This window comes from Myxococcus sp. CA051A (genome assembly GCF_013336705.1).
Lineage (GTDB): Bacteria > Myxococcota > Myxococcia > Myxococcales > Myxococcaceae > Myxococcus > Myxococcus llanfairpwllgwyngyllgogerychwyrndrobwllllantysiliogogogochensis.
The window spans coordinates 1-21,381 of record NZ_JABUMS010000040.1; the positions used below are offsets into that span (position 1 = coordinate 1).

A 21,381-nucleotide genomic window follows, 5' to 3' on the forward strand; every position below is an offset into this window, starting at 1 on the left:
TTTCCCGGCCGCAAGCCGCCGCTCCTCAAGCTGCTGCACTGTCCAGTGCTTTGGCTGCCACGCCATGGACGCCCCCCTCCATGGCATAACCCTCAGCCCCTAACCCGACTTCCCTGAAGGGGTTTAGGGGGCTGTGAAGTGTCTGGCAATGGAAGGGAGCTGCTTCCGCGGGATGGTTGATTCCAGTGTGCGCTCGGAATCAGGAGGGGGTTGGTGGCGCGAGGGTTTCTTCATGGAAATACTTTTCATGAAAGAAGAAGCGGAGCGCCACCGATAGAACCCCTTCATGTCTGGCCGAACGCCGCGATGCGGGTGGCCCGCCGCGCGAAGCGGAGGCCCACCTGCTGTCCCGTGCGCGAGAGTGGAACTCCCATCGCGCTCGTGAGAAGCGCCAGCGTGTGAGGGTCCTGTTTTGGGACGCCTCTGTCCGAGGCCTTACCCACGTCGACCGGGAGGGCCGCATCTTCTCCTGCTGCGCACGACTCCGGAGGCCGGGATGGAGACGGGGCGCGTCACTTTCGCGGACAGGACACGAACCACGGCTGATAGGAGCCGGTGTCGTCCACGGCGCGGAAGTAGATGCGATCACCCACGCGGGCGAAGCCATCGGGGATGGATGAAGCAGGACCCGGATGGATGTCCGCGAGGAGCCGGGTCGTCGCGACAGTGCCCTGGGTGAACCAGGGCTCCAGGCTGGTGTGGGTCGTCGACGCGACGAACAGCGCGGCACCGTCACCGGTCGGGAACAAGGGCGAGGCGTACTCATCGCTCAGGCTCAGGGACTCCGAGAGTGGGAGGGTGCCCGCGGCGGTTCCGTTCGAGACCCACAGTGTCGCGGCGCGGGGCGGGGGGCCGGGGCTGGCGATGGCCACGGAGAAGTAGAGCAGGTCCCCGGAGACGGCCATCTGCTGCGGGTAGGGGTAGGCGGCCTCCTGGCCCGCGAACGGATTGGGGAGCGTGGTGACGGAGGCCTTGCCCCCGCCCTGGAGGGACAGACTCTCGATGCGCATCAGCATCGTCGTGCTGTCCACCGAGGACAGGTAGACGGTGTCGTGCAGCGCCCCGAGCAGGTTGACGCTCTTTCCGAACGCGTCCAGCCGGAGGGTGCCCGAGGCCGTGCCGTCCGTCTTCCACACCTCCGTGTTCGCGCCGTCTTTGAACAGGAACAGGCCCACGGCCCCCGCCTGTCCCGTGGTCGTGAGATTGACGACCTGGGCATCGAGCTTCTTGACGAATTGGGTTCCGCTCGCGGTCCCGTCGGTGCGCCACAGCGCGGTGCCCTGCTCGGGCGAGGCCAGGAAGAAGAGCAGGTTGTCGCCCACCCGCAGCGACACGTTGCCAAGAGTCGAGCTCGTCCCGAAGTTCGCGAACCGCACCGTGCCCGAGGCCGTCCCATCCGAGCGCCACAGCTCCACTTGAGGATTGCCGGGCGCGAAGGACCACAGCCGCAGGAAGGTGAGCTGACCGCGCTGCGAGGCGACGGCCGCGAGATACGTGCCCTCGGGGCCGGGCGTGAGGTCCTTGACGAGCCGGGTTCCGGTCTCGGTTCCATCGCTGACCCACAGCTCCCGGCCGGTGGCGGGTTCGTCGAACTGGAAGAAGACCTGGTCGCCCACGGGGAACAGGTTTCTCAGCGCGGGGATGCCGACCGGGGCGGCGGGAAACGACTTCACCGGGACGGTGCCGGCCTCCGTGCCGTTGCTGCGCCACAGGGCCGCGCTGCCGTCGAACAGGTTGGTGGCGAAGTAGAGCTTCCCTCGCACGTCGACGAACGACTCCGGGAAGGGCCCGTTGATGGAGGCCCCGGACCCGGGGGGGATGACGACCTTCAGGCGAGATGCGGCGCCGGGGCACGCGTGGCGCGAGTCCTCGCGAGCGCTCTCGCTCGTGCGGGCCACCGAGGCATTCTCCGGGAGCGGCGTCAGGCCCGCTCCCTGGAGTTCGAGTCGGGTGGGCGCACCACATCCCGCGAGGCCCAACGTCAACAGGACAGACCAATGACTGGCGCTCATCTCATGCTCCTCTCCGGCCCAGAACCGACAGAGGGTGCGATGCGTGACGTCGTTCGCCAATCAGGCCTTGAGATGAGGCCTTATTCGAGAGTGGACAGAGAGCCCTTGGGGGCCTCCACCGGCATGGGATGGCCCGGACGGACGAGGTACCCGACGACCGTCACGGACCCACGAGTGCTGTCTCTGTCGATGCGGGCCATGCTCGGTCCCTTCCACAGGCGCGCCATGGCACCTGGCCGGCCCATGGCCTCCTGGAAGTCTGTCTCCACCGGGAAGTCGACCTCCAGACGGCAGAGCGTCGCGCGACAATCCAAGTCACGCACGGACGCGGTCGCTGGCAGGTGGGACGACAGGTTTTCACGAATCTCCCGCTGCGCTTCAGAGGCCCAACCGCTGTCGGAGGACTCGTGCTCGAAAGTCCGCTCCACGTGGGCGCGCGCGGCATTGGCGTCGAAGGGAACGGCGGCCGGGGGCGGCGGGGGCAGGGGCTCGTCCAACTCGTGGGCGGGTGCGACGGCGGCTGTCGGCGGGGCCTGCCGTACGGGCGCGAGTGTCAACCGGGCCAGGGGCTCGCTTCCACGTGCCGAGGAAACCCGCTGCAGCTTCTCCACGGAGACGGAGACGCGGTCCAGTTCATCCCGAAGGAGGGCCAGTGCTTCGCGTTGATTCTGGGCATGCAGCCCCTGGATGACCAGGCTCCCGACGAGGAGCGTGCCCACGATGATTCTCTCGACTCTCATTGACGCGCTCCGCTCGGAAATGACGGGAACGGCCACACCTGGGCCGTTCCCGTCAGGCAATCCCTACCAGAGAATGCCGTTGACGCCCGCGCCAGGGCCGACGTCGCAGCAGACGAAGAGCTGCCCGTTGCCCGGCACATAGGCGCCGGTCAGGGTGATGTACCGCGCGCCCGATCCGAAGGACGACACGTAGCGCATCCCGGACGTCCAGACGGCGGAGATCGCGTCATCCACACCCGTTGCGTAGCAGCCCACCGTCGCGGACGTGTTCGGCGCGTACGCCACGACATTCACGGTATACGAGCCAGCGGGGTCGACCACCGCCGGGATGCACCAGCTCCTCGTGGTGGAGCAGTTGTTGCGAGCGGAGCCGTAGTAGTTGCTGAAGCAACCAGCATCCGCCGGATTGTAGGGACTGCCAAGGAAGCCAGACGCGGCGCGCGCGAACGCCGCTCCCGGGACTGCCATCGACAACAGGACTGCACCCGCGACAAGGGGACGAATCGAGGACATGGGACCTCCAGGAAAGAGAGACACTTCGATAGGCCTACAGCTCGAGTGCGAATTGCCCGCTCGAATACTCACGACAAGCCAGAGGCGGGGGCGCCATGTGAGGGCATCGCATCTGCTTGTCATCGAACGAGGGCGACGGGATTCCTTCGCCATCCGTGTCCAGCACCTCGACACCCCGAGCTGGATCCACTCTGATGGCGGCAGAGGTGGAGCACATGAGGAAGCAGGGCTTTGTCATCGGTGCTGCGTCGGCGGCCGTCCTTCTCGCGGCCACGGGATGGGCGGGCGAGGAGAAGTCCACCCAGGAGGCCGAAGTCGCCTGCGCGGGTGTGCGCCCGCTCACCGAGCAGTTCGTCAACGACGCGGCGCGGCTCGGGCTCAAGGGTGTCGCGACGCGCGAGGACCTGCTCGTCGGAAAGCTGAGCTACCTGCGCGAGCCGCGGGAAGCCGCCGAAGCGGCGAGTGGGATGGTGCTCTTCATCAAGGGCCCGAAGGGCTGGCGCGCGGTGGTTCCCCGCCATGAAGAGGAAGAGGTCGGCTTCTACGTGTCACCTTCGAGTCACAAGGTCATCCTCATCACCCAGCGACAGATGGGAGACCCGGGCCAGTCGTTCACCGTCGTCCGCTCGGACGACGACTTCGTCACCGCGACGTGTGCGACGCTGGGCTTTCCAAGGGAGCTGAACGCGCCCACCTGGAACGGCGAGTATCTCGAAGTCCACGACCTGGACATCAGCGCGCGAGGCCGCGGCGTGCTCGTGGGTTCGGCGGGACTGGAGCGGACCGGCGAAAAGCCTCGCACGCTGTGGTTCTCGTATGCCACGCGGGATGATGGCCGCTCATGGGGTCCGCCGCATCGGCTGGCGAAAGAGCAGGAGGCTCCCCCGGGCATGCTCTCTCCGGCCCGTCTCGTGGATGCCCCCGCCCTGGTGGCGGACCTGCGCGCCTTCGTGGCGGGGCCGCGCTGAGCTGCTGGGCGACCCTCAACACTATTCACACGGCCGCGCCAGGTCGCTCGGCTTTGACTCTTCGGACAGGAGTGGACGCCCAGGCCGAAGCGCCGCGGCGTCAGACCGCCACCGGGCTGTTAGGCTTGTACCTGAAACTTGGAGACAGGAGCCACCATGAAGCTGGTGTCGAGCAGTGCCATCGTGACAGGAGCAGGGCAGGGCATCGGGCTGGGAGTCGCCTCGCGGCTCATGCGAGACGGAGCCAACGTGCTCCTCTTCGGGCGGACCCGGGAGAAGGTGGAGGCGGCCGCCGTGGAGCTCAACCGGGTGGCGGAGGGGCGCACGCGGGCCGTCCCCTTCGCGGGAGATGTGGTCCATGTGGAGGACGTGGCGCGGGCCATCGAGGTTGCGACGCGTGAGTTCGGCCTCCCGGGCATCCTGGTGAACAACGCAGGCTCGGCCACTCTCCGCCCAATCCTGGAGCTGCCGGTGGAGGAGTTCGACCAGGTTCTGGCCATCAACCTCAAGGGCCCTTTCCTGTTCACCCAGGCACTGGCGAAGGCGCTGGTCGCCGCGAAGCAGCCGGGCTCCATCGTCAACATCTCCTCGTTGAACCAGACGGCCGTGACGGACGGGCTCGCCCACTACTGCGCCTCCAAGGCGGGGCTCGCGAACTTCTCGAAGGTCGCGGCCTCGGAGCTGGGGCGGTACAACATCCGCGTGAATGTCGTGGCACCAGGAGCCATCCGCACCCCTCTGGCTGAGGGGGCTGGGCTCCTGACCGGGGCGATGGGGCGGGAGTTTCTTGCCCACACTCCGCTCGGCAAGCCGTGTGGCGAGCCGGAGGACGTGGCAAAGGTGGTGTCGTTCCTCTGCAGCGACCTCGCGTCATGGATTACCGGGGACACCCTCGCGGTTGACGGTGGCAATCACATTCGCGGCCTGCACAGCTATGCGGACACGCTGGGCCTCACCCGTCTCGCGGAAGGCTCCTCCTGACAACGGTTGGAGTCCGTCGTCCTGAGAGCGGAAGCGATGCTCGCCTGAGCTGACCCGCGGCGTCCGTGGTTCAAGGACGCCGCGCGCGCCGGGCCGCCCTCGCGCACGCTCGAGGCTCGCTGCCAACGTCAGGTGCTCATCCCCTCCCTGTCAAAATTGTCAGACGCGCCAGGGCGTTCAGGCACCCCGGGTACCCAACGCCAATGGGCCCTCGCGGCGTGACGACAATGACGGCGCATATTTTCCTGGACATGGATTGACTCTCAGCCGTGTGCCATGGGTGGAGATTGGGGGTAGGCAAGACCCAGGGAGGCACCACATCGCGAGCGCGAATGAGGCCGTCTATTTTTGGTTTGCACTGCACACTTCTCCACCACTTCGGGTCCGTCGTGCTTTGGCTGTTCCATGGCGTGGACACTTCTGGATAGAACGCGGGCCATGACGGTCGCCCCTTTTCGTCTGGGCATGCTCATCCCAGAGTTCCCCACGCAAACCCACGCCTTCTTCTGGCGGGAGATCACCGCCCTGCGCGCCGCTGGCGTCGAGGTACACGTCTTCTCCACGCGACGCCCGGTGGAGGGATGTCCGCATGAATGGGCGGAGCGCGCGGCCTCCGAGACCACGTATCTCTACCCGCCCCGACTCTCGTCGGCGCTGCTTTCGCCTCGGGACTTCCCCGGGATGGCGAAGGCCCTCGCGTATGTCTCCAGGCTCTCGGTGAACGTGAAGCAGAAGGCGAGAGCACTGGGGATGCTGGCGTGCGCGGTGGACTTCCTCCACTACTCGCGCGAGCGGAAGCTGGACCACATTCATGGCCATTCCGCCGCGGACGCCGCGCACGTGCTCGCGCTCTGCAGAATCCTCGGCGGTCCGCGCTATAGCTTCCACCTCCACGGCGATCTGCCTGTGTATGGAACGGACCACGCCGCGAAGGCCTGGGACGCCACGTTCGTGGCCGCCGCCGCGCGCCCCATGCAGCGCGAACTCATCGAGGACGTGGGGCTGCCGCCGGAGCGTACCTACACCCTGTGGATGGGGGTGGACACCGACCGCTTCGTTCCTCCGCCGCAGCGCGTGGAGTCCCCCCGCGGCCTTCACCTCGTCTCCGTTGGGCGGCTGCACCTCTGCAAGGGCCACGTCCATACCTTAGCCGCACTCCGCAAGGCGTTGGACCGAGGGCTTCGAGCACACCTCACCGTGGGGGGACGGGGGCCGCACGAGCAGGAGATCCGCCAGTCCATTGCCCGCTTCGGGCTGGAGCCGCACGTGAAGCTGGTGGGGCCGCTCGGAGAAGCCGCGGTGATCGAGTTGCTGCACGGGGCCGATGCTTTCGTGCTCTCCAGTATTGGTCTCGGCGAGGCCTCTCCCGTCGCGGTCATGGAAGCCATGGCGTGTGGCGTCCCCCCGGTCTGCTCCATCATCGGGGGCACGCCAGACATGATTTCCGACGGGGCGGAGGGCCTGCTGGTGGCGCAGGGGGATGAAGAGGGATTGGCGAACGTGTTCCTCCGGCTCGGGCAGGATGTGGCGCTGCGCGAGCGGATGGCGCGGGCCGCACGCGAACGGGCTGTGCGCTCCTTTGACTACCGCGAGACGGGCCGTCGACTGCTGGATGCCATTCATGCCTCGCGCGCGCCTCAACGTCAGGCCGCGTGGCAGGGGGCTGCCCCCCGCGCCGATCAAGCGGCGGCCTGAACGCCGCGACCGCGCGGACTGAAAACATCCGCGACCCGAGGAGCCGAGAAACACACCCTGTCTTCAATTTTACGCGCTCAAGCAATCATTGGTTTCCAAGCAACTCGTTCCCGTGCGGTAGGAAAACCCATTCGTCACACATCATCGAATGGGTCACCCCTCACCCCTGGAGCGACATGAGAAGACAATTCCTGGCACTCACCGTGTTGACGCTGGCGGCTGCGAGTGCCTCCGCGGCGGACCGCATGAATCCGGCGGACCTGCGCCGTGTGACGAAGGCGCGTGATTTCATCGCTCCCGCCGTCGCGAAGGAGTTCGGACCCAAGGCCCGGTTCGTCCACCTCTTCGGGCAGGGCAAGGGAATGCTGGCGGGCGTGGTCGCGGAGATTCCCGCCGAGGCGCTGGGCACGGACGAGCTGCCGCTGCTGGCCATCGTCCAGTACGACGAGGCCACGGGCGCGGTGCGAGTGGTGGCCCGTGAGTTCAAGTACCGCGAGGCCCGGACGGTAGGCCCCGAGGTGGCATTGCTGGATGGCGAGGGCAACCTGCGCCTGCGCGATGCCAACGGCGGGGAGCGACTGCTGGCGCAAGGCGTGGGTGGAGACTTGTTCCCCACGGCGAAGGGCGACGCCCTGGTGGCCACGCTGGCGATGTCCCGTGGCCCCAAGCACGAGACCTCCGTGGGCATCATCGACATGAAGGGCCGAGTGAAGGTGCTGGCGGATGGCCCCGGCGTGGACGCGACGCCCAGCATCTCTCCGGATGGCAGGACCGTGGTCTTCGTGTCCGGCCGCACCACCGTGGCGTCGTTCTACGTGACGGACGTGGATGGCTCGGCGCCGAAGCAACTCACCAACGTCGGGATGGACAGCACGATGCTGTATGGCGGCCCGCCCAAGGGCTTCGTGCCACCGCCCGTCTCCAGTCATCACATGGAGTGGTTGAGCGACGACGTGCTCCGCTACAACGCGGGCGGCGGTGAGTTCTGGAAGCTGAACGTGCGAACGGGCGCGGCCTCCGCGGACCTGGGAGGTGAGAAGTGATGCGCGCGATGCTGAAGCAGCTCACGGTGGCGCTGGCCTTTTCGCTGCTGGCCCTTCCGGCCCTGTCCTCCGCGCAGACGATGTTCCGCTTTCCCGCGTCGCAGCTCGCGGATCAGTGTGGCAACGGCGGGTGTACCGTGAGCGCGTACAAGGATTACGGTGGCCGGGACTACGCCTGTGGTGGTGTGCGCTACAGCGGCCACACGGGCACGGACTACGCGCTGGTCGGCGGGTTCAGCAAGATGGACTACGGCGTCTGGGCGATGAATGCCGCGCGGGGCTACATCGAGTCCAACGTGGATGGGTACTACGACCGGTGCAACTACTGGAACCAGTCCAACCCCTACGCCGCCTGCGGCCTCTACACAGCCAACTACATCATCATGCGGCACCCTGATAACACCCAGACCTGGTACTGGCACTTGAAGGCCTACACGCAGCAGTTCGCCCGGGGCACGTCGCTCGACTGCGCCTACTGGATTGCGCGAGTGGGCTCGTCGGGTGCCTCCACGGGTCCACACCTGCACTTCGAATACTGGGTGCCGGGCTACGGCACGGATGACCCGTACGCGGGCTCGTGCGGCACGCCGTATACGCGGTGGACGTCGCAGGGCGCGTATCGGGGCCTGCCCGGCATCGCCTGTCAGTAGCGGTGTGGATGCGGCCCGCCCACGCAACCCACGGTGGGCGGGCGCGCGGGGGACTACCGCGTGCAGGTATAGCGAACGATGCAGCCGCCCACGTACACGGGGGTGATGACGCCGTCCTCGCAGAAGCCCGGGGCCGGATAGACCGGGTTCGGACAGATGGCGTTGGCGACAACATGGGGAACACAGTTGAAGCCGATGAGGCACTTGCCCGAGTAGATGGGGTAGAGGTCTCCGTCCTCGCACAGCGGAGGCATCACCTCCGGGCAGATGGGATGGCCCACGGGGACGGCGGTCTGGCTCGTGGTGGCCTCCTCCGAGGCCTCCGGGACAGGGGCTTCCGGACCGCAACCGATCAGCGTCAACAGGCCACACACCACTGCAAGACGTCCAAGGCTGTTCATCCAGGCTCTCCGCGTCAGACCCGCCAAAGCGGCGGGATTGGAGAGCGTCTACCAGTCTCGCTGGAGCCTCGCAAACGGGGGGGCCAGAGACAGGGACGTGAACGATGCCTGCCAGCGGGGGGAGAGTGCGCGTTGATGCAGCGCACCCGCGCGCGAGAGGCCGTGCCTACGGTGCTGGCGTCGGCGCGGTGGGCTCCTTCGCTGACCGCGCTTGCTCGCGAAGCAACGCCTCACGCTCCCGCTGCGCCCGGTCCGCGAGGACGGAGGCTTCAAGTTCATCGGCGAACGGGCAGTTCATGACTCCCGCCTCCCTCGCTGCATCCCGGATGACCCGGCCCTTGCTCCCGGGCTCGACATGGGCGACCGCATTCAGCAACGCCAGGCCGTCCTCGGAGCGAGCGCGCTCGCCGGCCCAGGATGCCGCGATGGTCAGGACGTCCTCCTCCTTGATGGGCAGGTCGCGGGCCTTCGAGCGCTCCACGGAGTGGCAGAGGTTGTCCATGTCACTCTTGTAACTGGCGCAGCCCGTGGTGAGCACGATGACGGTCAACCCCAGCAAGCAGCGGTGTCGCGATGTCTGACGGTTCATGGCCGTCAGTCTAATCCAAGTGCCGTTCTGTCGGGCGGCGCCAGTTGGCCGATGCTACATGCAGTCCCCGCTCAGCGGGCCGATGCTCAAGGGTCCCTCCGTCCAGTCGGAAGAAGATGGAGCGGCTTCTCCTTTGGCCCGTGGAGTGCTCGGACATGTCCTGCCGGGTTTCGAGGACGCGTTTGTCCGCCGCGTCGGAAGCTGCCCGGGTCTCGGGAACCACCGGTCCGACGTGGTGCCAGGCACGTTCTTCGTGATGCCCTTTTCGTTCACGAAGACGGAGATGGCCTTGCCTCCACCGGAGGTGCGTCAACCCGTGGCTACCTGGAGCCCTGTCGCGTGCCCTCGCTCCCGGTGGCCTTGGGGGCTCCCGGTGGCCGCTGGTTCGGCGCGGTGGAGGCTCCACCGCCGGGCCGCAGTGCGTTCTGGCCCAGGCGCGAGAAGTTGATGGAGTTGCTCAGGATGCGCACCGCCTCCTGGTCCGCGTGGAAGCCCATGGAGTTCTCCGCCTCCACGAAGTCCAGGTAGAACTGGGCGCGCTTCTGGAAGTCACGCGCCTTGGCCAGTGCTTCCTCGGGGAGGCCCGCCTTCTGTGCGCTCTCGAGGTCGTGGATGAGGTCCACCAGCGCGTCCATGGCGATGTTGCGAGTCTCGAAGGTGCGCGTCTGGATGGTCTCCACGCGGTCGAGCAGCTCCGCCTCGCTCCACTTGTGGCATGTCTGGCAGGCGCGGTTGATGTTGAGCAGCGGGCTGCGCACGTGGTGGTCGCTGATCTTCATCGCCCCTTCACGCTGGTAGGGCATGTGGCAGTCGGCGCAGGCCACGCCGCTCTTCGCGTGGATGCCCTGGTTGTACATCTCGAACTCGGGGTGCTGCGCCTTGAGGACCTTCGCGCCGGTGAGCTTGTGGGTCCAGTCGGTGTGCCCGTCCTCGTCGTAATAGGCCATGATCTGGTCGACGTTGATGCCCTTGGCCCAGGGGTAGGTGAGGCGCTTCTCCTTGCCCTTGAAGTAGTACTCGACGTGGCATTGCCCACAGACGTACGTGCGCATCTCCTGGCGCGTGGCGTGCTCATTCACGCGGAAGTCAGGCACGCCCTGGCTGGCCTTGAGCGCGGCGATGCCCTCGATGAAGCCGGGGCGTGTGACGCGCAGCTGCATCGTGGAGGGGTCGTGGCAGTCGATGCAGGACACCGGGTGCTCCACGAGCTTGCGCGCCTCGGCGAAGGGCATCTGGTTCATCTTCTCGAAGCCCTTGATGAGGTCCCCGTCGCCCAGCTTCTTGTAGGGGACGTACACGCTGCCGTGACAGTGGATGCAGGTGCCCGGCTGCTGCGTTACGTGCTGGCGCTCGGTGAAGACCTGGTCCTCGAGCATGTGCGCGTGGCCACGCTCCTCGCGGAAGTCGGTGGCGAAGGCATAGCCGCTCCACATGGTGACCAGTCGCGGGTCTTCCTCGAGCCGGCTCTGCGCCACTACCGAGCGGGGGTCCGCCTGGGTGGGCGTGCGCGCCACCGCCTCGCTGCCGCCGTAGCGGGTGCGCTGCTGGTCCACCGTGCGCTTGTAGCCGTCGTACTGCAGCGGGAAGTTCTTCCCCCACACGGCGGGGTCCGTGATGGTGTCGTCGAGTTCCACCACCCGGTAGAAGGGGTTCCTCGCCTCCTGCTTGCGCTCCATGATGTTGACCAGGAGCGCGGTGACACCCGCCGCGGCCAGCGCCGCGGCGACAGCGACCGCGACCACGAGTCTGGTGCCGCTGAAGCGTCGGCGCTTCTCCGGGGCCTTCTCGGGCTCGGTCATCGTGCGTTCTCCTTACGGATGAGCTCGGGGTTCCCCGAACCTTCGGGGTGGCCCACGGAGTTGTGGCAGGTGAGGCACTGCAGTTGCTCGCTGGGGGCCACCTGCTCGTGGCCCGTGGGGGGCGTTTCAATGGCTTCCACGATGGGACCGTGGCACTTGCGGCAGGCGTTCTCCGTCACCACGCGATTGCCCGGACGCAGGCGGATGGGGTCCGGGAAGGTGCCGGTGGTGAAGTAGTAGGAGTGCCAGAAGCCGTTGCTCGCCTTCGTGTAGTACTTGGGCAGGAAACCCGCAGGCGTATGGCAGTCGTTGCAGGTGGCCACCGCGTGGTGGCTGCTCTTGCGCCAGCCTTCGTACTGCTCGTTCATGATGTGGCAGTTGGCGCAGGCGGCCGGGTCGTCTTGCAGGTAGGACGAGCCCTTCGCGTACACGAAGGTGAAGCCGCCGAGGCCAACCGCCACACCGATGGCAATCCCGAGGATCACGGCCAGCACGGTGCGGGAGGCGGGGGGCACGCAGGGCAACCTAGCAATGCTCGTGCTACGCGGAAGTGGGATGTTGCTGTCGCGTGCGGATGGTGAGGCCTGTCGGATTGCTGGAGTGTGGCTCCGGGCGCGGCGCTTCGTGATGACGCGCAACACTTGCGCGCTACGGCGCAGTCTTTGCGCGCCGCGCAGCCTTTGCGCCGCTGGCGCGTCGTTTTCGCGAGTGCGTTCTCATGGACTGACTCCCGCGCGTCGGCATCTACCGCGAGGACCGGCGGCGTGACGTTTGAGCAGAGGCTCCGTCCCGTGCTCCAACTCCTTCCGCGCGACTTCACTCATGCGCGTGGAACACCGAGCGCGCGCTCATGCCGTGTCAGCGCTTTCGCGAGAGTCGACGGGGAGTGGAAGGGGACGACGTCAGCCCTACAGTGCCGCGCACCCGTGCGTCTGTATCGCGGCGCCCTCGGTCTCGAGGATTCCCTCCAGCACCCAGAAGCCGTTGATCTTCTCGCCCTGGAAGTGGAGCACTCCACGACCGGTCGACCCCGCCACTGGCATTCGCCAGTCCACCCGGCCAGAGGTCGCGGACCAGGCCTGACTCTTCCGAGGGACCTTCAGGTATCCGTAGGACCAGCCCCACCACGCCGCGTCAATGGGCTCGCCCAGCAGGTTGCGAGCCTCCGTGCACGCCGCCAGTTTCTCCAGCGCGGCCCGGGGTGCGCCACTCATGCGCAGCCTCATCCGGTCGTACACCTGATAGGCCACCGTGAGGACCAGTAGCGCCAGCACGCCCTGAACCGCGCGTTTCGAGAGGCTGACGGGACGCGAGGAGGGCCGAGGCATCTGCCCAGTGTCCTCCACAACATCCGGAGCCATCAACCGCGTTCCCATCCAGTCTCGGGAGGAAGGGCAGGGCGAGTCTCCGATTGGCGGGAATGGGCACGCCCGATCGACATGGCGGCCGGGATGGAGATGGGGCCCGGGAGGCTTCATCCCTCGGCCCGACGGTTTCGTCCCGCCGTAGAGGGGATTGAGCCCTTCCCGCGCAAGACGCCTGTCTCGGCGGCGTAGATAGCCGGGTGGAACCACGAAGTGGCGACAGACCGCACGGCTCGTGGTCTCCGCAGACGGCCGAGGGAGTGACATGCGATTCATGAAGTCGTGGCGGCGCTTGCTCATGGTGGGCACCCTGTTTGTAGTGTGTGCTCCGGGATGTCGACCTGGTCCGGAGGAGGGCGACGCACCGGAGGCGCCTCGCGCGGACCTGGCCCACCAGTCCCAGGAAATCACATGCGGGAGCAGCCAGGTCCCTGTGATGACGAGCGGAACGTTGCCCGTCGGCATCGTGACTCGCTCGGGGGCTTTCGGCCCCGGTTACGAGGCCTGGCTGGCATTCGATGAGGTCGATAGCTCCGGCTCGATGTGGATCTCCGGGCTACAGCAGAGCCCCGCGTGGATTGGCTACGAATGGGCGGACGGCCCGCGGCGAATCATCCGCTACGCCATCCGCTTCTCGAATGGCTCGCTCACGTCTCGCGCGCCCAAGGCCTGGACGCTCCAGGGCTGGAATGGCTCACAGTGGGTGGTGGTGGATACCCGAACCAACGAAGTGAACTGGGGGGGCACGGAGCGCCGTGTGTACACCCTGGCGGCCACCGCGACCTACCCGAAGTTCCGCCTCAACGTGACGGATGACAATGATTCGCGCGCGGGCATCGAGGTTGTTTCGATAGGGCGGCTCGAACTGCTCGGCTGTCTGCCGGATACGACGCCCCCCACGGCGCCTGTCCTCGCGCACTTCACCCCGGCCCCACCGTCCACCACTTCGAACCCCAATCTGATTGGAAACGCGGAGACCGGGTCGACGGTGCGCGTCTACCCCAACGCCAACTGCTCGGGGACGCCAGCGGTCTCGGTCACCGCGGGAACGGAGCAGCTCTTCCTGGCGGTTGTCCCCGTGAATCCCAACGCGACGACGGTCTTCACCGCCACGGCGACGGACTCCTCCGGGAATGTGTCCGCATGCTCGCAACTCCTGAGCTACGTGCATGACAGCATGGCTCCGGCGGCGCCCGTGATGACGGGCTTCCAACCCGTGTCACCGGGCAACTCATTGACGCCCCAGGCGCGCGGCACCGCGGAGAAGGGGAGCACGGTTCAGGTCTTCAAGGGCTCGGGCTGTGTGGCGCCCGTCGTGGTGAGCGCCGTGGCGGATGCCTCCACGGGCGCGTTCTCTGCTTCCGTGACTGTCACGGCCAACACGACGACGAGTTTCTCCGCGCGGGCCGTGGACCTGGCGGGGAATGTGTCGGCGTGTGCCACCGCCATCAGCTACGTGCAGGACAGCGTTGCCCCGGCGGTGCCTGTGCTGACGGGGTTCCAGCCGGTGTCTCCGGGCAACTCGCTCACGCCTCAGGTGCGCGGCACCGCGGAGAAGGGAGGCACCGTTCAAGTCTTCAAGGGCTCGGGCTGCGTGGCGCCTGTCGCGGTGAGCGCCGTGGCGGATGCCTCCACGGGCGCGTTCTCTGCTTCCGTGACTGTCACGGCCAACACGGTGACGGATATCTCCGCGCGGGCCATGGACCCTGCGGGGAACGTGTCGGCGTGTTCGACGGCCATCAGTTACCGGCACGACGGCATCGCCCCTCCCGCGCCTCGGTTCATGCCGGGCTTCATTCCCGTCGATGGGAACGCTACCGGGGGGCTGGTCCGCGCGATGGGGGAGGTGGACTCGCGAGTCACGCTTTTCATGGATGCTGCGTGCGCCACCTTGTTCTCGCCATCAGGTCCCTTCGTGGTGGGCGTGGATGGCTCGGTGACGATGGCGCTGACGCCGGGCCAGCGGCTCGGGCCGCTGTTCGCGGATGCGCGCGACGTGGTGGGCAATCGCTCCGCATGTGTTCCGGTGCCGGTGGGCTGCGACATGGGCTTCGCGGACTGCGACGGGAATCCGGCCAACGGGTGTGAGGGGGACCTGCTCGCGGACGAGGCGAACTGCGGGGCCTGCGGCACCGTGTGCGCTGGCGCTCCGTCTGCCCGTGCCGTGTGCGGCGCGGGGACTTGCGGGCTGGGCTGTGTGGTGGGCACGTTCGATTGTGACGGCAGCGCGGCCAACGGCTGCGAGTCCCCCAGTGCGTGCGCGCCGTTGGCGTGTGGCGTGGACATCTCGTCCGAGCTGATGATCACCGACCTCTCCGTGGTCGATGACCCCTTGAGGACCACGGGTGACGGTGTGTGGACCTTCGGTCACCTCATGCGCGAGATGAACGGCGGGCAGGACCCGTCGGACCTGGTCCGCGACTGGTTGTCCACCTGGATGTCGGACCAGTTCATCGGTGCGACGGAGGTCGGGGCGCGGCCCAACATGGCGGGGATGGTGCTGCAGCCGTGGGAGAACAGCAGTGGGCCGGGACCCTCCCTGGACTTCAACGTGGCCCCGTTCCGTCTGCTGGCCATCGTCAACCGGATGGACTTGCGCAAGGAGGGCGAGTTCGCGGGCGAGGGGCGCTTCGTGTTCGGCGTGACGGACCCCAACGGCCATCCACTGCCGTTCACCGTCATCCTGGAATACATCCTGCCCGGAGGCTCACCGGATGAGTTCCAGCGCTGGGCGCGGGACTGGCACGAGTTGGGGCGCATCGGTGTCGGGAGCCCCGGCTACAACGAGAAGCTCGAGGCACTCACGAGCCGCTTCACGAAGTCCTTCGTCGCGCGGGGCGCGCACCTGGGCAGCGCCATCCACCAGGTCCGCACCAACGAGAACGCGTTGGTGCCGCTCTGGGAGCTGCGTGAGTTTCACCTGGGCCCTGGAGGGTTGATGCCCGCGCACGTCGCGCTCTCGCCCACCCTGTTCTGGGACGGCTCGCGCACCCTGGCGGACTATGTCAACCTGAACCTGTCCTCCATCCTCACGGAGACGCACACCGTCCCGGAGTTCTTCGAGAACCAACCCCTGCTCGCGGGCTCCGCGTTTACGTTCCCCAACTTCGCGTGGGCCGTGCCGCAGGTCTCCACCGAGGCGCGCCACAAGTTCTCGTTGAACACCTGCAGTGGCTGTCACGGAGGGGAGACGGGCACCGTCTTCTTGCACGTGCACCCTCGCGCCGAGGGAGTGTCGTCGGCCTTGTCTCCCTTCCTCGTGACGTCTGGGCCCATTCCGGATCGGTTCGACCCCTCCGTGACGCGAACCTTCGCGGACCTGGTTCGGCGCCAGGCGGACATGACGTCGCTCGTGTGTGGCGTGCCAGTGGCGAATCCTCTCGCTCGGGCAATGGAGACCCTGGGCACGTCGATGCTCTCGGGTTCGAGTGAATCGGTCCGGCCCGCGGTGCCTGGCTTCCCGCCGCCCTCCAACCTGCCGGCGGGTCGCGTCCACTGAGGTGAGCCGTCGCTGAACGCAGCGGTCGGGGCAGGGCGCCGCGTGCATCGGGCGCCCTGTGGGGGCATGGAGCCAGCCGTGGACCTCAGGATGCGGCGCGTCCTGAGCCGTTGATCGCGACGCTCGTTGATTGCCTCGCATCTCCCGACTCAGTCAGCAGGGCCCCCACCGCTCTGATGCGTCATACTCCACGGGCAAGTCCTACTCGTTTCAAGTAGTGCATGGAGGCCGACATCAACAACGGCGGCTTCATGCAGTTCTTCTGCAGGAAGTATCCATTGCCTCTCATGACCACGATTCCATGAGGGAGCCCTTCAGGGGACTCCAACTCAGTGAGGGGCGGGCCCTGGACGTGGGCCCGCCGGGAAGTGTCATCGGGTGCGGCGTCAGCCCATGTTGCCGCGGAAGCCGATGGGGCCCTCACCGTTGTACGTCATGGTCCCGGTCAGTGACTCCCCGCTGTTGCCGGAGGTCAGGTCGAGGGCGATGACGTTCTGCCCCTGCCGGGAGCCGAGGACGAACGTGCCACCTGGATTCCAGGGCGCGGTCGGCCCACCCCACTGGTTCTCCACCACGTAGTTGTTCGGGCTGGTGAGGGTGGCGCGGAAGGCGATGGGCCCCTCGCCGTTGTAGGTCATGCTCCCGGTCAGCGTCTGGCCGCCATCGCTGGAGGTGACCTTCATCGCGACGACGTTCTGCTTCTCGCGGCCGCCAATCACCCAGTTGCCCCCCGGATTCCAAGGAGCCGACGAGCCACCCCATTGGTTCTGGACCTTGTAATTAGACATGCCTGGCATTCCTTTGTTTGTGGGTCGGATGCCCAAGGGCAGTCCTCAGTGCGATTTCAGTCCGGGCGGGGGCGGCTGGGCTGCCTTCGGGTGCGCGGAGAATAAGTCGGTGAGCGCCTGGGATTGATGTGAAAGTCGTCGAGTGTCGATGTGTGGTCGATTGGTATGTGATTGTGTCTAGCCCTCAGGTCCCGGGTCTCTGGGCGATATGCGGCATCGTCATGGCGCGCGCCGTCGCCAAGGTGTGTCAGGTTCCGAGCCGGGCAGACTGGACGGGCACGTACCGTCAGGTCCAGGTGTTCGATGTCGGAGAAGAGGCAGAGGCGGCGGCGACGTCGCTTCAGCCCTGCGTTCATGATGTTCCACCCGCATATCCTCAGCCGTGCCCTCGGTCGGCAGGGCCCGCCTCGGAAGCCAGCCGTGCTGCCTCAATCGGTGACTGCGCCTTGCTTCGTCCTGCCGGCCGCCGCGTCGACCCGCGTGTCCTGGGCGATCCAGTTCACCTCCCAGGTCTTGCCTCCGTCGTCAGAGAAGGCCTGCTCGAAGCGGACGGAAGTAGGCGTCACGTTCGAGATGACGAAGCGCACCAGGATGGCGCGCCCGTCGAGCTGCTCCTGGGCGTAGAACTCACCGCGTCCTTCCTTGAACTCGCCCACGGTCGGTACGGCGAGGGTGCCGTCGCGGCTGTTCGCGAAGTGCAGGCTCCACTGGCGCGTCCGCGGATTGTACAGGCGCAGGTTGAGGCCCTCGAAGCGCCCACCCTCGCCGTCGGCTACGAGTTCCACGAGGTTGCCGCGGCCGTTCCACACCTTGCGCACGACAGTGGTCCCCTTCATCTCCACCCAGGTGTTCGAGCCCGTCAGCGGGCGCAGGCGCCGCTTCAGCTGCGTGCGCCAGGTGCCGATCTCGAAGTCGAAGTCGCGCTGGCCATCGCGCGGGGCAGGCGCAGAGGCTTCGCGATCCTGGGCAATCCCCGGGAGTGGGTACAACACGAGTGCGGGCAAGCAGGCGAAGAGCAGCGGCCGGAGCAGGTGGAGGGGGTTCATGCACGCGAAGCTAGAGGCGTGCGCGCCGCCCCGCTGTCAGGAACCTGCGCGGACCTGTTGCAGCTCCGCACGCAGGCGCGCGGGGCTGCTCCCCAGCACCTGGCGCACGCTCTGCGAGAGGTGGCTGTGGTGCGAGAAGCCCAGCTCCAGTGCGAGCCGCGCGAGGTCCTGCTCGCCCTCCGCGAGCCGCTGCAGCGCCGTGAGCACCCGCAGCTGGCGGCGGTAGGCGCGCAGGGACAGCCCCGTCTCCGCGTGGAAGAGGCGCATGAGGTGGAAGGGTGAGCAGCGGGCCTCCTGCGCCACGGTGTCGAGCGAGAGGTTCGCTGAGAGCTGGGCCGCGAGCAGTGCGCGCACGCGGCCGACCGTGCGGCGCCGTGCGCCCCGGTCTCCGCGCGCAGGGGCCTCCGCGCGCTGCCTGTCCGAAGCGGCCACCTCGAGCAGTGCGAACACCGTCTCCTCACGCGAGAGCCGGTCTCCGCGTGGGTCGCGCAGGGCGGCACACACGCGCGCGTGGCGCAGGTGCACCGCGGCGCTCAGCCCCAGCTCCGGATGGTCCGGGCCACGCCGGCCCCACAGCTCGTCGAAGAGTTCCGGTGCGAGCTTGATGACCGTCGCATCGTCTCCCTCCGCGCCCGGATGGCCGACCCGGTAGTCCACGCGCGGGTGGTGCAGCAGGGCGGTGCAGGGATCCGCGACGAAGCGCCGCAGCCCCCGGTGGTAGCTGAAGCAGCCGCGGCGCAGCAGCACCAGGTGTCCCGGGTCCCCGCCTCGCTCCTCCGCGGGCCCCGCGCGCGGATGCCGGCAGCGCGAGTCGAGCACGCGGAACTGCTCGGACTCGAGGAGGGTCAGCAGCTGGGCCATGGGTCTCCACCATCCTCCCGGGCGGGGCGCGTGTGAAGCCCGCAGGCAGGCTTACGCCTCGCGCGCTGGCCCTGCGCCACGTCCAGCCGCGCGAGCAGGGCCGCCCCAGCACGAAGAAGAGGAGGGCCGAGCGGCTCGATCCAACCGGCCCAGGCTCCTGCCACACACCTGATGGGAGCGCGGCCTGTCAACGGGACGCGAAGATGCCGTCCGGGCTGCACTGCCCCCTCTCTGGAGTAACGCCAAGGCCGAGGGCCGAATCACGAAGCTCAAGCTTCTCGAGCGTCAGACGTGTGGCCGAGCCAGCTTTGACCTGCTGCGTCGTCGCGTGTTGCTCACCGTCTGAACCTCCGGCCCACGGGAAGTTCGGGGGAGCCGGTTTCGTGGAGTCCCACCCGCCGTGCGAAAAGGGTTCCACAATGGCGAGGTCACCCCCCCCATACCCGCCGGAGTTCAGCGAGCGGGTCGTCGAGCTGATGAAACCCGGCCGGTCCGGCAAGAGTCTCGCGAGAGGTCGGATGCACCGAGCAGAGCATCCTCAATTGGAAGAAGCAGCTAAAGGGGAGTGGCAGTGGCGCCCCCAGCAGCAACGGCGAGAGCAGGCCCGCTTCCTGGGCGAGCAGTACCGCATTAGCGGCATCACACCGTTGAAGGCGTCCGGCGCGAGGCGGCCTGCTTGGCCGCGTCCACGTACGCGCGATACGCGTTGAAGCTGTAGTTGCGGCCGGGAAGTTCTTTACGAGCTGGGCGGCGGGCTTGGCCCTGCTGGGCCTGAGTCCGGTGCGGCGGTACTTCATCGCCGTCTCACGGTCCAGGTGCCCGTGCTTCTGGAACTCCCTCTCCAAGTCCTTGGCGATGACGGAGGACCACAGGAATGTGGAGTACGCTGCCGAGTACCGATCCAGGTGGGTGAACGCGAACTCGAGGTACGTGCCGTCGCGGTGCTTTTGCTTGAACGGACTGAGCTACTCCTGGTGCTCCACCAGCACCGCCGTCGTGTCGAAGCCCGGCTTGCGCGAGTAGTCGTCCAGGCTCGACGCCAGGAACCGCAATTTGCGTACCCACACCCCTTGCTGAACTCCTTCGACGCCTTGAGCGTCCTTCAAGCAGGTGCGGAGGAGGTGATCCCCTTCATCAGCGAGCGGCAATTAGAGCGGTGGGTGAACCCGGCCCTGTTGGGGCTGCCGGCATCTTGGCGAAGAACCCCGGGCTCAACTCGGGCTGCATGATTGCGCAGGTGACGAGCGCGGCGCTGGCGGTCGAGTCGCACGTGCTCAGCCATATGGCGTCAATGGATTTGATTACGTCGTCGGTGGGCCGTGAAGTCCATTGCTCACGGCACGACGGCGGCGCTCGAGGGGCGGCAGGTCTCGGCCTTCGCTCGCTCGTGCCTGTCCATCGAGATGCTGGTGGCGGCGCAGGCGCTGAAATTCCGGTTGCCCGTCAAACTTGGCAACGTCATGCTGGCGGCCTACGAGAAGGTGCTGCACATGGAGAAGGACCGCGAGCCGCGCAAGGACATTTAGGTAGTGAGCCAGTTCCAACGCCTGTCATTCGAAGACACGACGGCCCACTCCGGAGGACTCCGTGCGGGCCGTTCTTCATTCCGCAGGCGAATTCAGCTGTCTAGCAGGGGGAGTCCCAGCTGATCACGTACGCCGTCACAGTTCCCCAATTTAGGGAGTTTGCGTCGCAATCACAGCCGCGCGCACCCGCCAAAGTCGAGTAGGTGGCGTTGGTGTAATAGTCGCGACGGTAATACTCAGCCCCATCACACACCAGCAGCTCACCCTCGCTTGAGGCAAGATTCTCCTCCTTCACGTCCGCTTGGGTACCACCACAGCCCGCGAACATCAGCCCCGCCGCGAACAACGCACCACTGAAGAGCTTACCCATCCGCATGCCTCTCTCTCAAGACAACTCATAGGTTTACTGCAAAACCAGACTAGCAGATTTGCTGGAATATCCATATTGATATCGCCAGCAACGAAGAAACTTCGGAATGGAGCCGAAGGGCACACCTATCTTCGCGGCAAGGCAGACGGCAGAACGCCTGCTGAACAATGCGGACGGAAGCATGCGTTGGTGCTGGATAGGATTTCTGTCCAACCTGCCTCGAGAGGAAGTGTCACGCGGAGTCATGGTCGAGGTAGCCCCAGATCCTGCTGATACGAGCTGGAGAAGACGAAGGCCCTCGTCTGCGCCATGCCGGCAGGTCCGTCCAAGGGCGCCAGCCGGGTCCCTACGAAGACGAGTTTCCCGTCACGCTGTGAAGAGGGGGGGCTGATCCCACCGGCGCCCACTGCTAAACCGAAGTTCGTGATTCGCGATCAGCCTGAGGAGCAAGCGGGCGCGGAGCGGGCGGGCGCGGAGCGGGCGGGAAGAGGGAGCAGGGGCACCTCTCGTTCGGCTCTGTGTGCGCAGAAAACCTG

17 protein-coding genes and 4 pseudogenes are annotated in these 21,381 nt (G+C 66.9%); 8 read left to right on the forward strand and 13 right to left on the reverse strand.

Annotation, left to right across the window (positions count from 1 at the left end):
- Nucleotides 1–512: 512 nt before the first annotated feature.
- From HUA74_RS44430 to HUA74_RS44440, 3 genes are all read right to left on the reverse strand, one after another.
- Nucleotides 513–2,012 carry a hypothetical protein gene (locus HUA74_RS44430; RefSeq protein ID WP_174459431.1) on the reverse strand — a complete coding sequence of 500 codons (1,500 nt, stop codon included), beginning with the start codon at nucleotides 2,010–2,012 and terminating at the stop codon, nucleotides 513–515.
- 80 nt (nucleotides 2,013–2,092) lie between these two features.
- Entirely contained in the window at nucleotides 2,093–2,752 is a 660-nt protein-coding gene (locus HUA74_RS44435; protein ID WP_174459432.1) for a hypothetical protein, read from the reverse strand.
- A 63-nt stretch (nucleotides 2,753–2,815) separates the two neighbouring features.
- A complete protein-coding gene (locus HUA74_RS44440) occupies nucleotides 2,816–3,265 on the reverse strand; it encodes a hypothetical protein (protein ID WP_174459433.1) in 450 nt (149 codons plus the stop codon).
- A gap of 215 nt (nucleotides 3,266–3,480) precedes the next feature.
- Between HUA74_RS44440 and HUA74_RS44445 the strand changes: the two genes are divergently transcribed.
- The 5 genes from HUA74_RS44445 to HUA74_RS44465 all read left to right on the forward strand — a co-directional run bounded on the left by HUA74_RS44445 (nucleotide 3,481) and on the right by HUA74_RS44465 (nucleotide 8,602).
- Nucleotides 3,481–4,233: a hypothetical protein gene (locus HUA74_RS44445; protein WP_174459434.1), complete on the forward strand. Its 753-nt coding sequence runs from the start codon at nucleotides 3,481–3,483 to the stop codon at nucleotides 4,231–4,233.
- 156 nt (nucleotides 4,234–4,389) lie between these two features.
- Entirely contained in the window at nucleotides 4,390–5,214 is an 825-nt protein-coding gene (locus HUA74_RS44450; RefSeq protein WP_174459435.1) for an SDR family NAD(P)-dependent oxidoreductase, read from the forward strand.
- A 438-nt stretch (nucleotides 5,215–5,652) separates the two neighbouring features.
- On the forward strand, nucleotides 5,653–6,909 hold the full coding sequence (locus HUA74_RS44455; RefSeq protein WP_174459436.1) for a glycosyltransferase family 4 protein: 1,257 nt from the start codon (nucleotides 5,653–5,655) through the stop codon (nucleotides 6,907–6,909).
- Nucleotides 6,910–7,085: 176 nt separating this feature from the next.
- Nucleotides 7,086–7,952, forward strand: coding sequence for a PD40 domain-containing protein (locus tag HUA74_RS44460; protein WP_174459437.1), 867 nt, complete (start codon nucleotides 7,086–7,088; stop codon nucleotides 7,950–7,952).
- The gene (locus HUA74_RS44465) at nucleotides 7,952–8,602 is read left to right on the forward strand and encodes a M23 family metallopeptidase (RefSeq protein ID WP_254614547.1); all 651 of its coding nucleotides are present in this window, start codon (nucleotides 7,952–7,954) and stop codon (nucleotides 8,600–8,602) included. Before HUA74_RS44460 ends, HUA74_RS44465 begins: the two co-directional genes overlap by 1 nt.
- Nucleotides 8,603–8,655: 53 nt before the next feature.
- Here the strand turns inward: HUA74_RS44465 and HUA74_RS44470 are convergent, their stop codons facing one another.
- The 5 genes from HUA74_RS44470 to HUA74_RS44490 all read right to left on the reverse strand — a co-directional run bounded on the left by HUA74_RS44470 (nucleotide 8,656) and on the right by HUA74_RS44490 (nucleotide 12,719).
- Nucleotides 8,656–9,003, reverse strand: coding sequence for a hypothetical protein (locus HUA74_RS44470; protein ID WP_174459438.1), 348 nt, complete (start codon nucleotides 9,001–9,003; stop codon nucleotides 8,656–8,658).
- Nucleotides 9,004–9,169: 166 nt separating this feature from the next.
- Nucleotides 9,170–9,592, reverse strand: a complete 423-nt coding sequence (locus tag HUA74_RS44475) for a hypothetical protein (protein ID WP_174459439.1) — start codon at nucleotides 9,590–9,592, stop codon at nucleotides 9,170–9,172.
- Between the two features lie 320 nt (nucleotides 9,593–9,912).
- Entirely contained in the window at nucleotides 9,913–11,391 is a 1,479-nt protein-coding gene (locus HUA74_RS44480) for an ammonia-forming cytochrome c nitrite reductase subunit c552 (RefSeq protein WP_174459440.1), read from the reverse strand.
- Nucleotides 11,388–11,906 (reverse strand): cytochrome c nitrite reductase small subunit, encoded by a 519-nt coding sequence (nrfH, locus tag HUA74_RS44485; RefSeq protein WP_174459441.1) that lies wholly within the window; start codon nucleotides 11,904–11,906, stop codon nucleotides 11,388–11,390. The genes HUA74_RS44480 and nrfH overlap by 4 nt, the downstream gene beginning before the upstream one ends.
- Nucleotides 11,907–12,299: 393 nt before the next feature.
- Complete coding sequence (locus tag HUA74_RS44490; RefSeq protein ID WP_174459442.1) at nucleotides 12,300–12,719, reverse strand: cytochrome c oxidase assembly factor Coa1 family protein; 420 nt, start codon at nucleotides 12,717–12,719, stop codon at nucleotides 12,300–12,302.
- A 487-nt stretch (nucleotides 12,720–13,206) separates the two neighbouring features.
- Here HUA74_RS44490 and HUA74_RS44495 point away from each other — a divergent pair, with 487 nt between their 5' ends.
- Nucleotides 13,207–16,254 carry a hypothetical protein gene (locus HUA74_RS44495; protein WP_174459443.1) on the forward strand — a complete coding sequence of 1,016 codons (3,048 nt, stop codon included), beginning with the start codon at nucleotides 13,207–13,209 and terminating at the stop codon, nucleotides 16,252–16,254.
- Nucleotides 16,255–16,640: 386 nt separating this feature from the next.
- Here the strand turns inward: HUA74_RS44495 and HUA74_RS44500 are convergent.
- From HUA74_RS44500 to HUA74_RS44510, 3 genes and pseudogenes are all read right to left on the reverse strand, one after another.
- Nucleotides 16,641–17,033: pseudogene (locus HUA74_RS44500) on the reverse strand (lectin ESA-2); the annotation flags it as partial.
- 437 nt (nucleotides 17,034–17,470) lie between these two features.
- Nucleotides 17,471–18,088 (reverse strand): hypothetical protein, encoded by a 618-nt coding sequence (locus HUA74_RS44505; protein WP_174459444.1) that lies wholly within the window; start codon nucleotides 18,086–18,088, stop codon nucleotides 17,471–17,473.
- Between the two features lie 36 nt (nucleotides 18,089–18,124).
- Nucleotides 18,125–18,949, reverse strand: a complete 825-nt coding sequence (locus tag HUA74_RS44510) for a helix-turn-helix transcriptional regulator (RefSeq protein WP_141647442.1) — start codon at nucleotides 18,947–18,949, stop codon at nucleotides 18,125–18,127.
- A 419-nt stretch (nucleotides 18,950–19,368) separates the two neighbouring features.
- Between HUA74_RS44510 and HUA74_RS44520 the strand changes: the two are divergent.
- Nucleotides 19,369–19,579: pseudogene (locus HUA74_RS44520) on the forward strand (transposase); the annotation flags it as partial.
- A gap of 128 nt (nucleotides 19,580–19,707) precedes the next feature.
- On the opposite strand, the pseudogene HUA74_RS46280 reads toward HUA74_RS44520, so the two are convergent.
- Nucleotides 19,708–19,854: pseudogene (locus HUA74_RS46280) on the reverse strand (hypothetical protein); the annotation flags it as partial.
- Between the two features lie 228 nt (nucleotides 19,855–20,082).
- On the opposite strand from HUA74_RS46280, the pseudogene HUA74_RS44530 reads away from it, so the two are divergent.
- Nucleotides 20,083–20,472, forward strand: a pseudogene (locus HUA74_RS44530) (aromatic amino acid lyase); the annotation flags it as partial.
- Between the two features lie 103 nt (nucleotides 20,473–20,575).
- Here the strand turns inward: HUA74_RS44530 and HUA74_RS44535 are convergent.
- On the reverse strand, nucleotides 20,576–20,845 hold the full coding sequence (locus HUA74_RS44535) for a hypothetical protein (RefSeq protein ID WP_174459445.1): 270 nt from the start codon (nucleotides 20,843–20,845) through the stop codon (nucleotides 20,576–20,578).
- Between the last annotated feature and the right edge of the window lie 536 nt (nucleotides 20,846–21,381).

What these genes read in the sequence shown, in the direction of transcription:
- HUA74_RS44430 (WP_174459431.1), bottom strand. Translation starts at nt 2,012, where the DNA reads ATGAGCGCCAGTCATTGGTCTGTCCTGTTGACGTTGGGCCTCGCGGGA.
- HUA74_RS44435 (WP_174459432.1), bottom strand. Translation starts at nt 2,752, where the DNA reads ATGAGAGTCGAGAGAATCATCGTGGGCACGCTCCTCGTCGGGAGCCTG.
- HUA74_RS44440 (WP_174459433.1), bottom strand. Translation starts at nt 3,265, where the DNA reads ATGTCCTCGATTCGTCCCCTTGTCGCGGGTGCAGTCCTGTTGTCGATG.
- HUA74_RS44445 (WP_174459434.1), top strand. Translation starts at nt 3,481, where the DNA reads ATGAGGAAGCAGGGCTTTGTCATCGGTGCTGCGTCGGCGGCCGTCCTT.
- HUA74_RS44450 (WP_174459435.1), top strand. Translation starts at nt 4,390, where the DNA reads ATGAAGCTGGTGTCGAGCAGTGCCATCGTGACAGGAGCAGGGCAGGGC.
- HUA74_RS44455 (WP_174459436.1), top strand. Translation starts at nt 5,653, where the DNA reads ATGACGGTCGCCCCTTTTCGTCTGGGCATGCTCATCCCAGAGTTCCCC.
- HUA74_RS44460 (WP_174459437.1), top strand. Translation starts at nt 7,086, where the DNA reads ATGAGAAGACAATTCCTGGCACTCACCGTGTTGACGCTGGCGGCTGCG.
- HUA74_RS44465 (WP_254614547.1), top strand. Translation starts at nt 7,952, where the DNA reads ATGCGCGCGATGCTGAAGCAGCTCACGGTGGCGCTGGCCTTTTCGCTG.
- HUA74_RS44470 (WP_174459438.1), bottom strand. Translation starts at nt 9,003, where the DNA reads ATGAACAGCCTTGGACGTCTTGCAGTGGTGTGTGGCCTGTTGACGCTG.
- HUA74_RS44475 (WP_174459439.1), bottom strand. Translation starts at nt 9,592, where the DNA reads ATGAACCGTCAGACATCGCGACACCGCTGCTTGCTGGGGTTGACCGTC.
- HUA74_RS44480 (WP_174459440.1), bottom strand. Translation starts at nt 11,391, where the DNA reads ATGACCGAGCCCGAGAAGGCCCCGGAGAAGCGCCGACGCTTCAGCGGC.
- HUA74_RS44490 (WP_174459442.1), bottom strand. Translation starts at nt 12,719, where the DNA reads ATGCCTCGGCCCTCCTCGCGTCCCGTCAGCCTCTCGAAACGCGCGGTT.
- HUA74_RS44505 (WP_174459444.1), bottom strand. Translation starts at nt 18,088, where the DNA reads ATGAACCCCCTCCACCTGCTCCGGCCGCTGCTCTTCGCCTGCTTGCCC.
- HUA74_RS44510 (WP_141647442.1), bottom strand. Translation starts at nt 18,949, where the DNA reads ATGGCCCAGCTGCTGACCCTCCTCGAGTCCGAGCAGTTCCGCGTGCTC.
- HUA74_RS44535 (WP_174459445.1), bottom strand. Translation starts at nt 20,845, where the DNA reads ATGGGTAAGCTCTTCAGTGGTGCGTTGTTCGCGGCGGGGCTGATGTTC.